Raw genomic sequence first — 246 nt, forward strand, 5'->3', positions numbered from 1 at the left:
GAGCTGCAGCGCTCCAACGCCGAGCTGGAGGAGAAGGCCACGCTGCTGGCCCGCCAGAACCAGGACATCGAGACCAAGAACCTGGAGATCGAGCAGGCCCGCCAGGAGCTGGAGGACCGCGCCCACCAGCTCTCCCTGGCCAGCAAGTACAAGAGCGAGTTCCTCGCCAACATGAGCCACGAGCTGCGCACCCCGCTCAACTCGCTGCTCATCCTGGCCCAGCTCCTGGCCCAGAACCACACCCGC

1 protein-coding gene is annotated in these 246 nt (G+C 66.7%); it reads left to right on the forward strand.

What is annotated here, in order from left to right; genetic code table 11:
- Window positions 1-246 (forward strand): histidine kinase dimerization/phospho-acceptor domain-containing protein (locus IO39_RS43695; RefSeq protein ID WP_043637956.1); only part of this gene is annotated, 246 nt, incomplete at both ends.

This window comes from Nonomuraea candida (genome assembly GCF_000725485.1).
Lineage (GTDB): Bacteria > Actinomycetota > Actinomycetes > Streptosporangiales > Streptosporangiaceae > Nonomuraea > Nonomuraea candida.